The organism is Streptomyces sp. NBC_00536 (assembly GCF_036346295.1).
GTDB lineage: Bacteria > Actinomycetota > Actinomycetes > Streptomycetales > Streptomycetaceae > Streptomyces.
The window spans coordinates 3,125,399-3,137,998 of the sequence record NZ_CP107819.1 but is presented as its reverse complement, the minus strand read 5'-3'; the positions used below and the strand labels follow the sequence as shown (position 1 = coordinate 3,137,998).

Below are 12,600 nucleotides of genomic sequence, written 5' to 3'. Positions count from 1 at the left end.
TAGCGCACATCTCGTCAAAGTGACGAGATGTAGGGCCCGTTTGTGCGACGGGCCCGTCACAGTGGCAGCATGGGACAAGTGAGTGTCGCCCCCATTGAGATCGAACGCACCGAATCCGCCGAGGAGACCTTCGCGGTCCCCGAGCCCGACGTCCCCTGGGTGACGCTGGTGCACAACGACCCCGTCAATCTCATGAGCTACGTGGCGTACGTGTTCCAGGCGTACTTCGGCTACTCCAAGGACAAGGCGAACAAACTGATGCTCGACGTCCACCACAAGGGGCGGGCGGTCGTCTCCAGCGGCAGCCGCGAGGAGATGGAACGCGACGTGCAGGCCATGCACGGCTACGGCCTGTGGGCGACCCTCTCCCAGGACCGCAACTGATGGAGCGCGAGACGGGCACCTTCGTGCCGCTCGAAGGCGGCGGCGCGGCCATCGCCCTCGACGAGATCGAGATCCAGATCCTGCGCTCGCTGGTCGTCCAGCTGCTGGAGCTGATCGGCCCCGGCGCGGCCGAACCGGCCGAGGATGCCGACCCGCTGGCCGTGCTGTTCGCCGCCGACGGCCCCACCGAGCCGCCCTCCGACCCGGCGCTGGCCCGGCTCTTCCCGGACGCCTACGGCGGTCCCGGCGGCGACGGCAAGGCCGACCCGGAGGAGCTGCGGGCCCACTCGGCCGAATTCCGCCGGTTCACCGAGAACGACCTGCGCACCCGCAAGCGCGAGGACGCGCTGGCCGTCGTACGCAGCCTCGACGCGCTGGTCCTTGACGAGGACGGCGACAACGGCGACAACGGCGACAACGGCGAGGGCGGCGATGACGACCGCGGCGCGCTGCTGGAGCTGACCGGGGAGCTGCCGCTGCGCTGGCTCGGCTCGCTCAACGACCTGCGGCTCACCATCGCGGCGCGTCTGGAGATCACCGAGGACGACGAGAGCGCGACCCTCTTCAAGCTGCCGGACGACGATCCGCGCAAGCCGATGGTGATGGCGTACCTGTGGCTCGGCGGTCTCCAGGAGACGCTGATCGAGACCCTCTGAGCCGAGTCCCGGGCGGGCGCGCTCCGTTCGCTCAGCGGACGCTCAAATCCGGATAACGATCAGATCACCGCCATGCGGTGGTCTGATCTTGTTTGTGGGCTTCGTCCGTATTTCTTTGTGTCATGGGCCACTTTTTCGCGCCTCAATCACCCGTAAGGCCGTGATAAATCTTCACGACTGCCGACGGGACGCCACCCCTGTTCCCCGGCTTGCTCGAACCGGCTGACCGCCGGGTGCAACTCCATCCGTATCCGGGGGGATCGAGGATCCGGCCCGCAGCCCTCACAGGCGCGGACCGGCGTGGAGAAAGGCGCACCAAGACATGACCTCTGTGCAGGTCGAGCACGACGACACCAAGCCGGCCGGCGGCGAAGCCGAGGCGGGCGAGGGTTACCACCGCACGCTCGGCGCGCGGCAGATCCAGATGATCGCCATCGGCGGAGCCATCGGCACCGGCCTCTTCCTGGGCGCCGGCAAGGCGATCTCCAAGGCGGGCCCCAGCCTCATCCTGGCCTACGCCATCGCCGGCCTGGTCATCTTCTTCATCATGCGGGCCCTGGGCGAGCTGCTCATGTACCGCCCCGTCTCGGGCTCCTTCTCGGACTACGCCCGGGAGTTCCTGGGCCCCTTCTGGGGGTACGTGACGGGCTGGACGTACTGGCTCTTCTGGGTGGTCACCGGCATCGTCGAGGTCACCGCCGCCGCGAAGTACATGTCCTTCTGGACCGACGGCAGCTTCCCCCAGTGGGGCTTCGCGCTGATCTTCACGCTCATCCTCTACGCCGCCAACCTGATCTCCGTGAAGCTCTTCGGCGAGCTGGAGTTCTGGTTCTCGATGGTCAAGGTCACCGCCATCGTCGGCATGATCCTGATCTGCGCTGGCATTCTGACCATCGGTTTCTCCGACGCCGCCGACACCGCGAGCGTCTCGAACCTGTGGAACGACCGGGGCTTCTTCCCCAACGGCATCGGCGAGACGCTGATGACCCTGCAGATCGTGATGTTCGCCTTCCTCGCGGTCGAACTCGTCGGCGTCACCGCCGGTGAGTCCAAGGACCCCGAGAAGACCCTCCCCAAGGCCATCAACACCGTGCCGTGGCGGATCGCCGTCTTCTACGTCGGCGCCCTGATCATGATCCTTTCGGTCATCCCGTGGAACCAGTTCAAGGCGGGCGAGAGCCCCTTCGTGCTGGCCTTCGAGAAGATGGGCCTCGGCATCGGCGCGGCCATCGTCAACTTCGTGGTGCTGACCGCCGCCCTGTCCTCCTGCAACTCGGGCATGTACTCCACCGGCCGCATGCTGCGCGACCTCGCGCTCAACGGCCAGGGCCCGAAGGTCTTCACCAAGCTGACCAAGAGCGGCACCCCGCTCGTGGGCACCACCTTCTCCGCCGCGCTGATGCTGGTGGGCGTCTGGATCAACTACGTCGCCCCGGGCAAGGCCTTCGACTACGTCGTCTCCTTCGCCACCATCTCCGGCATGTGGGCCTGGATCATGATCCTGGTCTGCCAGATCCGCTACCGGGCCAAGTCCGACCGCGGCGAGCTGCCCGCGTCCCCCTTCCGGGCGCCCGGAGCCCCGTACACGAGCTGGTTCGCGCTGGCCTTCATCGCCATGGTCATCGTGATGATGGGCATCGACAAGGACGCCCGCGTCTCGCTGTACTGCGCCCCCCTGTGGGGCCTGATCCTCGGCGTGTCCTGGCTGGTCATGAAGAACCGCAACCCGAGCGGGGTCGCGTTCACCAAGGCCTCGTAGGGGCCTGCCCCACAGCCGCCTGGCAGGGGCACCCTGTCCAGCATCCGGGCCCTTCCGTACCACTCCTCGGTACGGAAGGGCCCGTCTGTTTATCCTTTCGCTCATGCTGACCCTCACCCAGGACCTGTACGACCGGATCGTCGAGCACGCCCGCCAGGACCACCCGGACGAGGCCTGCGGGATCGTCGCCGGTCCGGCGGGCACCGGCCGCCCCGAGCGGTTCGTCCCCATGCTGAACGCCGCGCGGTCGCCCACGTTCTACGAGTTCGACTCCAAGGACCTGCTGAAGCTCTACCGCGAGCTGGACGACCGGGACGAGGAGCCCGTGATCGTCTACCACTCGCACACCGCGACCGAGGCCTACCCCTCGCGCACCGACGTGACCTACGCGAACGAGCCCGGCGCGCACTACGTCCTGGTCTCCACGGCGGACAAGGACGGCCTGGGGGAGTTCCAGTTCCGGTCGTACCGGATCGTCGACGGCGTGATCACGGAGGAAGAAGTGCAGGTCGTGGCCGGTTACTGAGGGGCTACTGCCCAGTATGTGAGCCATTGGCGTCCACGATGCGGAATCACACTCCAAACGCGGGACCGGGAATCGTTAACATGACCGCATGGTTCCCCACGACGTGAGCATCGAGACGCCCGGCAGGCTGCTGCTCGTGGCGCGGCTGCACGTCGACCTGTGCCGCCTCGCCAGTGCCATCTGTCCTGCCGCTGCCTGAACAGAGGCAGCCCCCGCAGCACCGCCGCGCCGCACCGCCCCGCACGCTTGCCTTTCCCTCCTCCTTCCTCTTCTTCGTCTTCACGTCTGGAGCCAGCCATGGCCATCGAGGTCCGCATCCCGACCATCCTCCGCACCTACACCGACGGCGAGAAGGCCGTCTCCGGTGAAGGCGCCACCCTCGCCGACCTCTTCGCCGACCTGGAGACCCGCCACAAGGGCATCCAGGAGCGCATCATCGACGAGGCCAAGGGCGGCGAACTGCGCCGCTTCGTGAACGTGTACCTCAACGACGAGGACGTCCGCTTCCTCGCCGGCATCACCACCGAGCTGAAGGACGGCGACAGCGTCACCATCCTCCCGGCCGTGGCCGGCGGATCGAAGTAATGCGCTACGACTCCCCGCTGGCGGCGGTCGGCAACACCCCGCTGGTCCGGCTGCCCCGGCTGTCCCCGTCCGAGGACGTCCGGATCTGGGCCAAGCTGGAGGACCGCAACCCGACCGGCTCGATCAAGGACCGCCCCGCGCTCCACATGGTCGAGCAGGCCGAGAAGTCCGGCCGCCTCTACCCCGGCTGCACCATCCTGGAGCCCACCTCCGGCAACACGGGCATCTCGCTCGCCATGGCGGCGAAGCTCAAGGGCTACCGGATCGTGTGCGTCATGCCGGAGAACACCAGCCAGGAGCGCCGTGACCTCCTGGCCATGTGGGGAGCCGAGATCATCCCGTCGCCCGCCGCGGGCGGCTCGAACACGGCGGTGCGCGTCGCGAAGGAACTCGCGGCGGAGCACCCGGACTGGGTGATGCTCTACCAGTACGGGAACCCGGACAACGCGGGCGCCCACTACGCCACGACCGGCCCGGAGATCCTCGCCGACCTCCCGTCCATCACCCACTTCGTGGCGGGCCTCGGTACGACCGGCACCCTCATGGGCGTCGGCCGCTACCTGCGCGAACACGTGCCGGGCGTCAAGATCGTGGCCGCGGAACCCCGCTACGACGACCTCGTCTACGGCCTCCGCAACCTCGACGAGGGCTTCGTCCCCGAGCTGTACGACGCCTCGGTCCTGACGACCCGCTTCTCGGTGGGCTCCGCGGACGCGGTGACCCGCACCCGGGAACTCCTCCAGCAGGAGGGCATCTTCGCGGGCGTCTCCACGGGGGCGGCCCTGCACGCGGCGATCGGCGTGGGCCGCAAGGCGGTCGCCGCGGGCGAGTCCGCGGACATCGTCTTCGTCGTGGCCGACGGCGGCTGGAAGTACCTGTCGACGGGCGTCTACACGGCGGCCACGACGGAAGAGGCCATCGAGGTCCTCCAGGGCCAACTCTGGGCGTAGCCCTTCCCCGAGGGCGGCCCGGGGTTGCCCTGGGCAGGGCCTGACGGGGTGCCGCCAGCCCCGGGTGGGGCGGGGCCCTGACGGGGGTGCCGCCGCTCGGGCGGTGCCTGACGGGGTGCCGTCCCGGGCCGGATGAAGCCTCTGCCGGCGGGTGCGGCCTCCGGCGGCGCCTCAAACGCCGGCGAGGCTGAATCGGGCCCGCCCCAGCCCCGCCGGCGTTCAGCCGCGAGCCCGTTGGGCGGATGCCCACGCCCCCGGCCACCTCCAGCCCCGCCCGCGTTCGAGGCGCGAGTCCGGGGGGACGGATGGCCACGATCCCAGCCACCCCTAGCCCCGCCGGCGTTCGAGGCGCGATGTCGGGGGCGGGTGCCCACGAGGGCGGCCATCTCCAGCCTCGCCGGAGGCGCGAGTCGGGGGGGGGATGGCTACGACTCCGGCCAAATCCAGCCCCGCCGGCGTTTGAGGCGCGAGGCTCGGGGACGGGTGGCCATGACCCTGGCCAAATCCAGCCTCGCCGGCGTTTGAGGCGCCGCCGGAGGCTCAGGCGGCGGCCGCCGGAGGCTCAGGCGGCGGCCGCCGGAGGCTCAGGCGGCGGCCGCCGGAGGCTCAGGCGGCGGGGGCCGGTCGGGCCGGGGCCGGGGCGGAGCCATGGGTCAGGGGGACAGCAGGGCCGCCAGGATCGCCGCATGGCTGGACGCCGGGTCCTTGACCGCGGTCAGCAGCGTCACCGGCCCGGCCCCCACGAGGCCCCGCAACCGCTCCAGCCCGGCCACCGCATCCGGCCCCGCCAACTCCGCCTCGTACCGCTCCCGGAACTCCTCGAACCCCCCACCCCCACCGTGGAACCACTTCCGCAGCTCCGCCGACGGAGTCACCTCCTTCGGCCACAGATCCACCGCCGCCACCGCCTTCGCCAGCCCCCGCGGCCACAGCCGGTCCACCAGCACCCGGACGCCGTCCGCCGCCGGGTCCGGGGGATCGTAGACCCGCCGCACCCGCACCACCCCGGCCCCCGCCCGCTCCGGCTTCGTCACCGGCCCTCACCTCCCAGCCCTCCCAGCCCGAGCCCCTTCACCTGGTCCCACACCGCGGGATCCACCGCCCCGACCCGCCGCCGCAGCTCCCACACCGAGACCTCCCGCGGCCGGTCCGCCTCCAGGAACGCCGCCCGGCCGTGCGCCGCCCCGAGCACCCCCGGCGGCAGGGCGATCACCCCGGGCCGGGCGTCCCGGTACTTCCCGGTGACCGGCGCGACCCGCGCCCGTGGGCCCCGTACCGCCAGGATCAGGCAGGCACTGCCGTCGGCCAGGCACCACAGCTCGCGCACCACCGGCCGCGGCGGCGGCCCCGGGCCGTGCCCGGCGGAACCCGGACCCGCGGAGCGCCACGGCCGCACCGCCGCCGTCCCGCGCCCCACCACCAGCAGTACGACGGCCACGGCCACCACCGCCGCCACCCCCGGCCACCAGGACGTGTCCATGCATCGACCGTAACCGCGCCCCCACCCGCCCGCACGGCCCGCCCGCACGGCAACCCCCGTACGGCCCGTCGCTCCACCGGGTGACACCGCAGGTGAGTTGCCCCACAACGGCCCGCCGCGGAGGAGCGACGGGACGATTCGCGCTTTACGCTCGACTCCACGCACGCCCCCGTCGCCCTCCCCGTATCCGTGTAACGTCCACGGACCGTCCACGGAGGTTCCCGCTCCATGAAGCTCACCGTCGTCGGTTGCTCCGGCTCGTTCCCCTCCGCGGAATCGGCCTGCTCGAGCTACCTCGTCGAGGCCGACGGCTTCCGGCTGCTCCTCGACATGGGCAACGGCTCCCTCGGTGAGCTGCAACGGCACATCGGCCTGTACGACCTCGACGCCGTCTTCCTCAGCCACCTGCACGCGGACCACTGCATCGACATGTGCGGCTACTTCGTCGCCCGCTACTACCGCCACGAAGGCGGCCGCTGCGGAACCATCCCCGTCTACGGCCCCGAAGGCACCGAGAAGCGCCTGACCACGGCCTACGAGGACGTCCCCGACGAGCGTTCGATGAGCGAGGTCTTCGACTTCCGCACCCTCAAGTCCGGCACCTTCGAGATCGGCCCCTTCCAGGTGCGCACCGAGCGGGTCTCCCACCCCATCGAGTCCTACGCCATCCGCCTCGAACACGGCGGCCGGTCCCTCACGTACTCCGGCGACACCGGGGTCTGCGCCGAACTGGGCCTGCTCGCCGAGGGCGCCGACCTGTTCCTCTGCGAGGCCTCCTTCACGCACGGCAAGGAGGACATCCCCGACCTCCACCTCAACGGCCGCGAGGCGGGGGAGTTCGCCCGCGCGGGCCGGGTCGGGCGGCTCGTACTGACCCACATCCCGCCGTGGACCGACGCCGAGCGCAACCTCGCCGACGCCCGCGCGGTGTACGAGGGCCGGGTGGACCTCGCCCACGCGGGCGCCGTCTACGAGGTCTGAGCCCCCCGGCCCCGGACCCGGCCCCGTACCCGTACCTGGACCTACCCCCGCGCCCGCCGGCCGGAGAGCGCCATCCGGTTCCAGGTGTGACGGCGGCCGCGGATGGCCACCGAGTACGCGTACATGACCTCCGGATCGCACATCCCCGGCAGGTAGGAGTCCCCGAAGTGGTGGGCGTCGAAGCCCGCCTCCTTCGCGTTCAGGGCGAGCTGCGGCACCACGTTCGCGTGACTGCCCTCCTGGCTCGTCCCGATCGCCCCCATCACGATCGCGCCCGCGTCCTGCACCGCCGCCACCGCCTCGGCCGCCAGCTCCCGCGTCACCCCGGGCAGGGTCCCCGGCAGCGGCATGACCACCCCGTCCGCGCCCGCGTCCACCAGCGCCGTCAGCCGCGCCGTGGTCACCCGCTCCGGGTGCCCGGCGTGGTGCATCTTCCCCGACCACAGGGCCGCGTCGTCGCCCAGCCCCCGGCGCAGCTCCCCGGTGACCCGGGCCATCGCGTCGTACGAGCCGCCCGTACCCGGATTCGCGGTGATGCACAGCATCGCCGCACCCATGTCCACCAGCCGCTTGGCGTACTCGGGCTTCGCCCGCCGGATCTCCGGTACGTCACCGGGCTCCAGGTTCACCCCGACCGGCCGGCCGATCACCTGGGCCAGCTCCGTGAACGTGGCGAACTCGCCCAGCCCCGGCAGCCGCAGCCGCTCCCCGTCCCAGGCCCGCTCGATGAGGTTCAGTACGACGATGTCCGCGCCGAAGGCGGCGACCAACTCGGCGTTGTGCACCCCGCGGCCGTCCGGGTGCGGGGACAGCGCGGCGCGCTCGGCGAACACCTCCGCCACCATCGTCCGCCCCTCGGCGGCCGCCACGGCCCGGGTCAGATCCCGCCCCCGCAGGGCGGCGAGCTGTTCACGGTCAAGGTCGAGAATGCGCTGTTCTGTCATGGTTACCAGGCTATTCACCGCACAACGGCCGAAGCCCCTGTCTTCCGGAGGGAAAGACAGGGGCTTCGGACCTTGATGTGCGAGCCGGACGCCCTGGGGGCGGCGGGGCCGAGGCTTACTTCGCCTCGGCCTTCTCCATCTCGGCGATCTCCTCGTCGGACTCGCGGCCCGGCGTCGGAAGGTTGAACTTGGTGATCGCGAAGCGGAAGACCACGTAGTAGACCGCGCCGAAGCACAGGCCGATCGGGATGATCATCCACGGGTTGGTGGCGAGCTTCCAGTTCAGCAGGTAGTCGATCAGACCGGCCGAGAAGCCGAATCCGTCGTGCACACCCAGCCCCCAGGTGACGGCCATGGAGATACCGGTCAGCACCGCGTGGACGGCGTACAGGGCCGGGGCGAGGAAGAGGAAGGTGAACTCGATCGGCTCGGTGACACCCGTGATGAAGGAGGTCAGCGCGAGGGAGATCATCATGCCCATGACGGCCTTGCGGCGGGTGGGCTTGGCGCAGTGGGCGATGGCGAGCGCGGCGGCCGGGAGGCCGAACATCATGATCGGGAAGAAGCCCGACATGAACTGACCGGCGGTCGGGTCACCCGCGAAGAAGCGCGGGATCTCGCCGGTGACGATCGAACCGTCGGGCTTGGTGAAGGAACCGACCTGCTGCTGGAAGAACGTGTTCAGGAACTGGTGCATGCCGACCGGGATCAGACCGCGGTTGAACACACCGTAGATACCGGCACCGACCGAACCGAGACCGATCAGCCAGTCACCGAAGCTGGCCAGCGCGTCGCCGACCGGGCCCCAGGCGAGACCGAAGAAGACACCGAAGAGGGTGCCGATGAAGGCCATGAGGATCGGGACGAGACGGCGGCCGTTGAAGAAGCCGAGCCAGTCCACCAGCTTGGTGCGGTGGAACTTCTGCCAGATGATCGCGCTCACGAGGCCGACGATGATGCCGCCGAGCACACCCGGGTCCTGCGGCTTGCCCTCCGGAGCGAGCGCGGTGATGGAGCCGTCGACCGGGAACGCGCTCAGCACGTTCTTGTAGACCAGGAAGCCGACGAGCGCCGCGAGGGCAGTCGAGCCGTCCGCCTTCTTCGCGTAACCGATGGCGACACCGACACAGAAGAGCAGGGCGAGGTTGTGGAAGACACCGTCACCGGCCTTGGCGAAGACCGTGGCGACCTTGCCCCACTGGAGGCCGTCCTTGCCGAAGACGTCGTCCTGGCCGAGGCGCAGCAGGATCGCGGCGGCGGGCAGAACGGCGACGGGCAGCTGGAGGCTGCGACCGACCTTCTGCATGCCCTGCATCAGGCCGGAGCCCCACTTCTTGGTGGGAGCGGCGGTTGCCGTACTCATCAACTTCCTCCATTGGGCAAGGCGCCGCCCGGGGACATGGAAGGGGGAGGCGGCGTCTCAGAAAGGTGGACCGGGGGCCCGATGGGCCCGCGTGGTCTACACCACTAAGTGGTGTAGACCAGTTGTAGCACGGTGAGGTCCGCGTAAGGAACCCCTCGTTCCGTGGCGGCGGACACACCCGGACATGAACGACAAAGGCCCCCGGACCCGGAGGGTCCGAAGGCCTTGATGCCCGGGACGGAAGGCTACTCGTCCCGTTTGTGCGCTATGCGCCGCCGCCGCTCCACCGGCGGGCTACTGCTTCATGTTCTCCCGCTCCATCTCGGCGATCTCCTCGTCCGACTCCCGCCCCGGCGTCGCCAGGTTGAACTTGGTGATCGCGAAGCGGAAGACCGCGTAGTAGACCACCGCGAAACACAGCCCGATCGGGATGATCATCCACGGCTTCGTCGCCAGGCTCCAGTTGATGACGTAGTCGATCAGACCCGCCGAGAAGCTGAACCCGTCGTGCACCCCCAGCGCCCAGGTCACCGCCATCGACACACCCGTCAGCACCGCGTGGATCACGTACAGCGCCGGCGCGATGAACAGGAACGAGTACTCCAGCGGCTCCGTGATGCCCGTGACGAAGGACGTCAGGCCCACCGACAGCATCAGACCGCCCACCTGCTTGCGCCGCGACGGCTTCGCGCAGTGCGTGATCGCCAGCGCCGCCGCGGGCAGCGCGAACATCATGATGGGGAAGAAGCCGGACAGGAACTGCCCCGCCTTCGGGTCGCCCGCCAGGAACATCGCGATGTCACCGTGCACCACCGAACCGTCCGGCTTGGTGAAGCTGCCGAACTGGAACCACACGGGCACGTTCAGGAACTGGTGCAGGCCGATCACCAGCAGCGCGCGGTTCGCGACACCGAAGATCCCGGCGCCCCACGCACCCAGCCCCACCAGCCAGTCGGAGAAGCTCTGCAGCGCGTCACCGATCGCCGGCCAGATCCCCAGGCAGATCACGGCGAAGACGATCGCGACGAAGGCCATGATGATCGGGACGAGCCTGCGGCCGTTGAAGAAGCCGAGCCAGTCGACCAGCTTCACCCGGTGGTAGCGCTGCCAGAACCAGGCGGCCAGCAGCCCCATGATGATGCCGCCGAACACCCCCGGGTTCTGGAAGGTGTACTCCGCGAACGCGTCGCCCTGCCCCAGGCAGCCGCCCTTGATGTCCTTCGTCCCCTCCGGGCACGACTTGGGGAAGGCGTGCAGGACGTTGCGGTAGACGAGGAAGCCGACGACCGCCGCGAGAGCGGTCGATCCGTCGGCCTTCTTCGCCATGCCGATGGCGACGCCGATGCAGAAGAGGAGGGGCAGGCCCAGGTCGGCGTTGAGCAGCGCGCCGCCCGCGTTGCCCATCACCTTGGCGACGTTCGTCCAGCCCAGGCCGTCCTTGCCGAAGACGTCGTCCTGGCCGAGCCGGTTGAGGATGCCGGCCGCGGGGAGGACGGCGATCGGCAGTTGGAGGCTCCGGCCCATCTTCTGGAGCCCCTGGAAAATGCCGTTCCACCACTTCGGCTGTGGCACTGCTGCGGCGCTGCTCGCGCTCATCGGCGTCCTCCCTGGGGGGCCGTCGGGCGGCCGTCGGGGCGGCCCGTTTTTGGCAGTTGCGACACTTGCGGCACACTGGTGTAGACCACTTCTGGTGCGGTCGCGCTGATCGTTATGATTCGGCAGATCCCGGACATGTGCCCGTGTAGATGGGCCAACCGTGGGTTACCGTGACAGAGCGGACGCTCACGCGGAGTATGCGCCGCCGAGACTCGTTCTTCGTACTTCGTAGAACTCAGGGAGAAACAGATGGCCACCAAGGCTGAGAAGATCGTCGCCGGGCTCGGCGGTATCGAGAACATCGAAGAGGTCGAAGGCTGCATCACGCGCCTGCGCACCGAGGTCATCGACCCGAGCAAGGTCGACGAAGCCGCCCTCAAGGCCGCCGGCGCCCACGGCGTCGTCAAGATGGGCACCGCCATCCAGGTCGTCATCGGCACCGACGCCGACCCCATCGCCGCCGACATCGAAGACATGATGTGAGCTGAGCCCACCCGGCTCGCCCACCCCCGGCCGCCCACCCGGCCGCACGAGAAGACCCCGTCCAGGGCCGCACCCGGACGGGGTCTTCCCGCAGGGACATGGAGTCGGGCCGCCACCGGCTAGGCTCGGAGCCATGTCTCGCATCGACGGCCGCACGCCCGAACAGCTCCGCCCGGTCACCATCGAACGCGGATGGAGCAAGCACGCCGAGGGCTCCGTCCTCATCTCCTACGGCGACACCAAGGTCTTCTGCACCGCCTCCTTCAGCGAAGGCGTCCCGCGCTGGCGCAAGGGCAGCGGCGAAGGCTGGGTCACCTCCGAGTACTCGATGCTGCCCCGCTCCACCAACACCCGCGGCGACCGCGAATCCGTACGCGGCAAGATCGGCGGCCGCACCCACGAGATCTCCCGCCTCATCGGCCGCTCGCTGCGCGCCGTCATCGACTACAAGGCCCTCGGCGAGAACACCATCGTCCTGGACTGCGACGTCCTCCAGGCCGACGGCGGCACCCGCACCGCCGCCATCACCGGCGCCTACGTCGCCCTCGCCGACGCCATCACCTGGGGCCAGCAGAAGAAGCTGATCAAGGCCGGCCGCAAGCCGCTCACCGGCACCGTCGCCGCCGTCAGCGTCGGCATCGTCGACGGCGAACCCCTCCTCGACCTCTGCTACGAGGAAGACGTCCGCGCCGAAACCGACATGAACGTCGTCTGCACCGGCGACGGCCGCTTCGTCGAGGTCCAGGGCACCGCCGAAGGCCAGCCCTTCGACCGCAAGGAACTCAACGCCCTCCTCGACCTCGCCGCCGGCGGCTGCGCCGACCTCGAAGCCATCCAGCGCGGAGCCCTGGAGCTCTAGAGGATCACCGCACGGCAACCGCGGGGCGAGATCC

14 protein-coding genes and 1 pseudogene are annotated in these 12,600 nt (G+C 69.7%); 10 read left to right on the top strand and 5 right to left on the bottom strand.

Features of this window, described 5'->3' with window-relative positions:
* Window positions 1-69: 69 nt before the first annotated feature.
* The 7 genes from clpS (at window position 70) to OHS33_RS13600 (ending at window position 4,860) form a co-directional block, all read left to right on the top strand.
* Window positions 70-384, top strand: coding sequence for an ATP-dependent Clp protease adapter ClpS (gene clpS / locus OHS33_RS13630; RefSeq protein WP_330330668.1), 315 nt, complete (start codon window positions 70-72; stop codon window positions 382-384).
* The gene (locus OHS33_RS13625; protein WP_330330667.1) at window positions 384-1,040 is read left to right on the top strand and encodes a DUF2017 domain-containing protein; all 657 of its coding nucleotides are present in this window, start codon (window positions 384-386) and stop codon (window positions 1,038-1,040) included. Before clpS ends, OHS33_RS13625 begins: the two co-directional genes overlap by 1 nt.
* Window positions 1,041-1,362: 322 nt before the next feature.
* Window positions 1,363-2,799 carry an amino acid permease gene (locus tag OHS33_RS13620; RefSeq protein WP_330330666.1) on the top strand — a complete coding sequence of 479 codons (1,437 nt, stop codon included), beginning with the start codon at window positions 1,363-1,365 and terminating at the stop codon, window positions 2,797-2,799.
* Between the two features lie 103 nt (window positions 2,800-2,902).
* Window positions 2,903-3,325: a M67 family metallopeptidase gene (locus tag OHS33_RS13615; RefSeq protein ID WP_330330665.1), complete on the top strand. Its 423-nt coding sequence runs from the start codon at window positions 2,903-2,905 to the stop codon at window positions 3,323-3,325.
* Between the two features lie 88 nt (window positions 3,326-3,413).
* Entirely contained in the window at window positions 3,414-3,524 is a 111-nt protein-coding gene (locus tag OHS33_RS13610) for a putative leader peptide (RefSeq protein WP_330330664.1), read from the top strand.
* Window positions 3,525-3,622: 98 nt separating this feature from the next.
* Window positions 3,623-3,910, top strand: a complete 288-nt coding sequence (locus OHS33_RS13605) for a MoaD/ThiS family protein (RefSeq protein WP_330330663.1) — start codon at window positions 3,623-3,625, stop codon at window positions 3,908-3,910.
* Window positions 3,910-4,860, top strand: coding sequence for a PLP-dependent cysteine synthase family protein (locus OHS33_RS13600; RefSeq protein WP_330330662.1), 951 nt, complete (start codon window positions 3,910-3,912; stop codon window positions 4,858-4,860). Before OHS33_RS13605 ends, OHS33_RS13600 begins: the two co-directional genes overlap by 1 nt.
* Before the next feature lie 653 nt (window positions 4,861-5,513).
* Here the strand turns inward: OHS33_RS13600 and OHS33_RS13595 are convergent.
* Entirely contained in the window at window positions 5,514-5,894 is a 381-nt protein-coding gene (locus OHS33_RS13595) for a DUF488 domain-containing protein (RefSeq protein WP_330330661.1), read from the bottom strand.
* Complete coding sequence (locus OHS33_RS13590) at window positions 5,891-6,340, bottom strand: hypothetical protein (protein ID WP_330330660.1); 450 nt, start codon at window positions 6,338-6,340, stop codon at window positions 5,891-5,893. The genes OHS33_RS13595 and OHS33_RS13590 overlap by 4 nt, the downstream gene beginning before the upstream one ends.
* 228 nt (window positions 6,341-6,568) lie before the next feature.
* Here OHS33_RS13590 and OHS33_RS13585 point away from each other — a divergent pair, with 228 nt between their 5' ends.
* Complete coding sequence (locus tag OHS33_RS13585) at window positions 6,569-7,321, top strand: MBL fold metallo-hydrolase (protein WP_330330659.1); 753 nt, start codon at window positions 6,569-6,571, stop codon at window positions 7,319-7,321.
* A gap of 41 nt (window positions 7,322-7,362) precedes the next feature.
* Here the strand turns inward: OHS33_RS13585 and OHS33_RS13580 are convergent, their stop codons facing one another.
* The 3 genes from OHS33_RS13580 to OHS33_RS13570 form a co-directional block, all read right to left on the bottom strand.
* The gene (locus OHS33_RS13580) at window positions 7,363-8,265 is read right to left on the bottom strand and encodes a DUF7916 family protein (protein WP_330330658.1); all 903 of its coding nucleotides are present in this window, start codon (window positions 8,263-8,265) and stop codon (window positions 7,363-7,365) included.
* 115 nt (window positions 8,266-8,380) lie between these two features.
* On the bottom strand, window positions 8,381-9,628 hold the full coding sequence (locus OHS33_RS13575; RefSeq protein ID WP_330330657.1) for a PTS transporter subunit EIIC: 1,248 nt from the start codon (window positions 9,626-9,628) through the stop codon (window positions 8,381-8,383).
* Between the two features lie 294 nt (window positions 9,629-9,922).
* Window positions 9,923-11,224, bottom strand: coding sequence for a PTS transporter subunit EIIC (locus OHS33_RS13570; RefSeq protein WP_330330656.1), 1,302 nt, complete (start codon window positions 11,222-11,224; stop codon window positions 9,923-9,925).
* A gap of 243 nt (window positions 11,225-11,467) precedes the next feature.
* On the opposite strand from OHS33_RS13570, the pseudogene OHS33_RS13565 reads away from it, so the two are divergent.
* A pseudogene (locus tag OHS33_RS13565) lies at window positions 11,468-11,707 on the top strand (glucose PTS transporter subunit EIIB); the annotation flags it as partial.
* Between the two features lie 133 nt (window positions 11,708-11,840).
* Window positions 11,841-12,566 carry a ribonuclease PH gene (rph, locus tag OHS33_RS13560; RefSeq protein ID WP_330330655.1) on the top strand — a complete coding sequence of 242 codons (726 nt, stop codon included), beginning with the start codon at window positions 11,841-11,843 and terminating at the stop codon, window positions 12,564-12,566.
* The last annotated feature ends 34 nt before the right edge of the window (window positions 12,567-12,600 follow it).

Coding starts and splice junctions, on each gene's coding strand:
- OHS33_RS13605 (WP_330330663.1), top strand. CDS start 3,623: ATGGCCATCGAGGTCCGCATCCCGACCATCCTCCGCACCTACACCGAC.
- OHS33_RS13615 (WP_330330665.1), top strand. CDS start 2,903: ATGCTGACCCTCACCCAGGACCTGTACGACCGGATCGTCGAGCACGCC.
- rph (WP_330330655.1), top strand. CDS start 11,841: ATGTCTCGCATCGACGGCCGCACGCCCGAACAGCTCCGCCCGGTCACC.
- OHS33_RS13610 (WP_330330664.1), top strand. CDS start 3,414: ATGGTTCCCCACGACGTGAGCATCGAGACGCCCGGCAGGCTGCTGCTC.
- OHS33_RS13625 (WP_330330667.1), top strand. CDS start 384: ATGGAGCGCGAGACGGGCACCTTCGTGCCGCTCGAAGGCGGCGGCGCG.
- OHS33_RS13620 (WP_330330666.1), top strand. CDS start 1,363: ATGACCTCTGTGCAGGTCGAGCACGACGACACCAAGCCGGCCGGCGGC.
- OHS33_RS13590 (WP_330330660.1), bottom strand. CDS start 6,340: ATGGACACGTCCTGGTGGCCGGGGGTGGCGGCGGTGGTGGCCGTGGCC.
- OHS33_RS13580 (WP_330330658.1), bottom strand. CDS start 8,265: ATGACAGAACAGCGCATTCTCGACCTTGACCGTGAACAGCTCGCCGCC.
- OHS33_RS13585 (WP_330330659.1), top strand. CDS start 6,569: ATGAAGCTCACCGTCGTCGGTTGCTCCGGCTCGTTCCCCTCCGCGGAA.
- OHS33_RS13575 (WP_330330657.1), bottom strand. CDS start 9,628: ATGAGTACGGCAACCGCCGCTCCCACCAAGAAGTGGGGCTCCGGCCTG.
- clpS (WP_330330668.1), top strand. CDS start 70: ATGGGACAAGTGAGTGTCGCCCCCATTGAGATCGAACGCACCGAATCC.
- OHS33_RS13570 (WP_330330656.1), bottom strand. CDS start 11,224: ATGAGCGCGAGCAGCGCCGCAGCAGTGCCACAGCCGAAGTGGTGGAAC.
- OHS33_RS13600 (WP_330330662.1), top strand. CDS start 3,910: ATGCGCTACGACTCCCCGCTGGCGGCGGTCGGCAACACCCCGCTGGTC.